Annotated in this window: 3 protein-coding genes; 2 read left to right on the top strand and 1 reads right to left on the bottom strand. The window is 67.4% G+C overall.

Annotated elements, in window-relative coordinates:
• Positions 1-1,388: DUF2255 family protein (locus tag KZA10_RS11645; protein ID WP_218682961.1), on the top strand; the 1,388-nt coding region annotated here is incomplete at its 5' end.
• Between the two features lie 212 nt (positions 1,389-1,600).
• Positions 1,601-1,984 carry a hypothetical protein gene (locus KZA10_RS11640; RefSeq protein ID WP_055867259.1) on the top strand — a complete coding sequence of 128 codons (384 nt, stop codon included), beginning with the start codon at positions 1,601-1,603 and terminating at the stop codon, positions 1,982-1,984.
• A gap of 14 nt (positions 1,985-1,998) precedes the next feature.
• Here the strand turns inward: KZA10_RS11640 and KZA10_RS11635 are convergent.
• A partial coding sequence (locus KZA10_RS11635) for an OB-fold nucleic acid binding domain-containing protein (protein ID WP_374196582.1) occupies positions 1,999-2,747 on the bottom strand: 749 nt, incomplete at its 5' end.

Here is a 2,747-nt window from a genome sequence, read left to right as displayed (position 1 = left end):
TGGCTCCGCCGCTCAGCGTGGCAGCGCTGGTCGTGGGAGGTGTGGCCTGGCTGCTCATGCTGCCCAACGCCAGCTACCTGATCACAGAGCTCAACCAGTCTCATCGCAAGGCCGACGACCCCGTGCCAGCGGAGATCGAGAGTTGTCATGGGGCTCCAGGGAGTCGGCACGGCATTGTGCGCGGAGAGGAAGTCGGCGAACGTGCATCGGATGGGGCACGACGTCGTAAACGAATGGTGTTCGTAAACGAATGGTGTTCATTATTATGCACAGGAGAGGGTTTCCGCGGAACCCCGAATTTCACGATCCGGTCATCCGGAGAAAGCGAGCTTCCGATGCCGAGGCCCTCCTCACCGCTTCTTTCCCCGGAGATCATCGGTTCCGCGGGCCTCGCGCTGGCCAGAGCAGGCGAGCCGTTCGGGGTCAACGCCATCGCTCGCGAGCTCGGAGTGCGGCCGTCGTCGCTCTACAACCATGTCGACGGCATGGAGGGGATCCTCGAACTCATGCGCGGAGAGCTCATGGAGGGCTACCGCATCCAATGGCAGGGGGAGCACTGGGAGGAGTTCGTGCTCACCGTGCTGCGCACCCAGCGTCGAATGTACGCGGATCATCCGCAGCTCGTGCCGCTGCTCGTGGGCAAGACGATCACGCACCCGGCGGTCATCGCCGCATACGACGACCTCGCCTCCGTGCTCGTCGACGGAGGATTCCCCGATGACGAGGTGCTCTCGGTCATCGCGGTGATCGACGCCTTCGCGATCGGATTCGGTCTCGATCTCGCATCTCCCGACGAGGTCTGGCAGCCCGGCGGCCCGACCCGCACGCTCGGTTGCCTCATCGACGGCGCGGAACGGGGGACCGCCCGGTCGGATCGCACGTTCGAACTCGGCGTCGGTCTTCTCCTCGATTCGCTGCGCATGCGTCTCATCGATGCCCCACCCGCGGTCGATCGTGAGGCCGGGCGCGATCTGACGGAGCATGCACTCTGCCGTATCGACCGAGGAGGACTCATGACGACCTGGAACACTGAGGAGCTCGCGCGCATCGCCGAGCCGGAGATGTTCGATCTCTCCGCGCAGCTCGAAGACGGGACGACGCCGAAGACGGTGGGGATCTGGGCGGTCGCGGTCGACGGGCGACTCTTCGTCCGCTCCTACACGGGGCTCGAGGGAAATTGGTACGCCCCGGCTCTCGCCAGTCTGCGCGGCCGCGTCTCGGCGGGTGGCGTCACCAAGGACGTCCGCTTCGAGCGGATCACCGACGAGGCGATCAACTCCGCGATCGATGCCGAGTATCTCCGCAAGTACACGCCCAGCCCGTACGCTCCCGAGATGGGTCAGGAGCCGGTGCGGTCCAACACGCTCGAGGTCATCCCGCTCGACTGAATCGGAACTCTGCTCGACAGGGCTCTGCTCGGCGGGTCGTGGCCCGACAGGCCTACCGGGGAGAATGGCCCTCTCGATGACCCGCCCCAGACGGTGCCGTCGAGAGGGCTCACCGCCCTTCCCGGACGGTAGGGGAGGCGGCGAAGATCTCGCTGCGCTCACGGCTGATTCCCCAGTGTTGCCTTCCTGACGGGCGTGCCTAGGGTGGACTCATGGACAGACTGCTCGTGCTCTCCGCTCAGGTCGCCATCGCTCACGGCCACCGCATCGAGGTGACGGAGCAGGCCGATCCGCTCACCGATGAACCGGTGGTCCTCACCCTCGTCGACCTCGACACGGGGATCCGCTACCGACGTGCAGAAGACCCGAGCGGCGACTTCTCCCGCTGGATCGGGCGAGTCCTGCGGTGCACCGTGACGATGGGGGACGCAGGCGCGCACACCACGCTGCTCGTCGATCCCCTCGGGCCCGGCCCGACCGGCGCCAAGGTCGCTCTGCGCGAAGCCGACGCGGCTGCCGATGCTGCGAAGGCCGAAGCCGACAGATGGGGTGGAGTCGACCGTCCTCCGATGGAGGAGTCAGAGCGCTTCTGGTGAGTCGTGGGTCCTCCTCAACGGAAGTCCCTGGAGCGGTGCGTGAGACCAGTGCGCAGGTCTTCGAAGCCATCGGCGAGCACATTGATCACGCCCTCGGCGGATCGCTCCAGGATGCCGCGGATGATGAGCGCCGGTGAATCCCTGGCGACGCGGCGGTAGCGGTTCCACACCCCGGCGGAGCAGACGATGTTCACCAGGCCGCTCTCGTCCTCGAGGTTCACGAAGGTGATCCCGGCGGCCGTCGCCGGTCGCTGACGATGGGTGACGAGACCGGCGACCTCGATGCGTCGACCCACCTCGTGCCCGCGCAGGTCGACTGCCGTCAGCACACCGCGGGCGCGCAGCTGTTCGCGGAAGTGCGCCATCGGATGATCGTCGGTCGACACACCGGTCGCCCACAGGTCGGCGGAGAGGCGCTCGTAGCTGGTCTGGTCGGCGAACAGCGGAGGCTGCACGGCGACCGTCGTCCCCGGCAGGAACCGGGAGCGGTCGTCTGCCGCCGCACCGGCCAGCCAGATGGCCTCGCGACGCTCCAGGCCCAGACAGTCGAAAGCGCCGGCGGTGGCCAGAGCCTCCACGTGTGCGGCGGTGGCATCCGTTCGCCGCACCAGGTCGTTCAGATCCCGGTACCGGCCGTTCGCATCCCGTTCGGCGACGATCCTCTCCGCCATCGGCACACCGATCCCACGGATGCCGCTGAGCCCCAGCCGTACCGCGGAGTTCCCGTCCCTGCGGTGCGCGGCCGATTCGTCCGGCGCATCCC

It is taken from the genome of Microbacterium sp. BF1 (genome assembly GCF_019279095.1).
Lineage (GTDB): Bacteria > Actinomycetota > Actinomycetes > Actinomycetales > Microbacteriaceae > Microbacterium > Microbacterium maritypicum.
This window is presented reverse-complemented; position numbering and strand designations above follow the sequence as displayed.

Excerpts from the sequence above, each read along its gene's own strand:
- KZA10_RS11640 (WP_055867259.1), top strand. The coding sequence starts at position 1,601 with ATGGACAGACTGCTCGTGCTCTCCGCTCAGGTCGCCATCGCTCACGGC.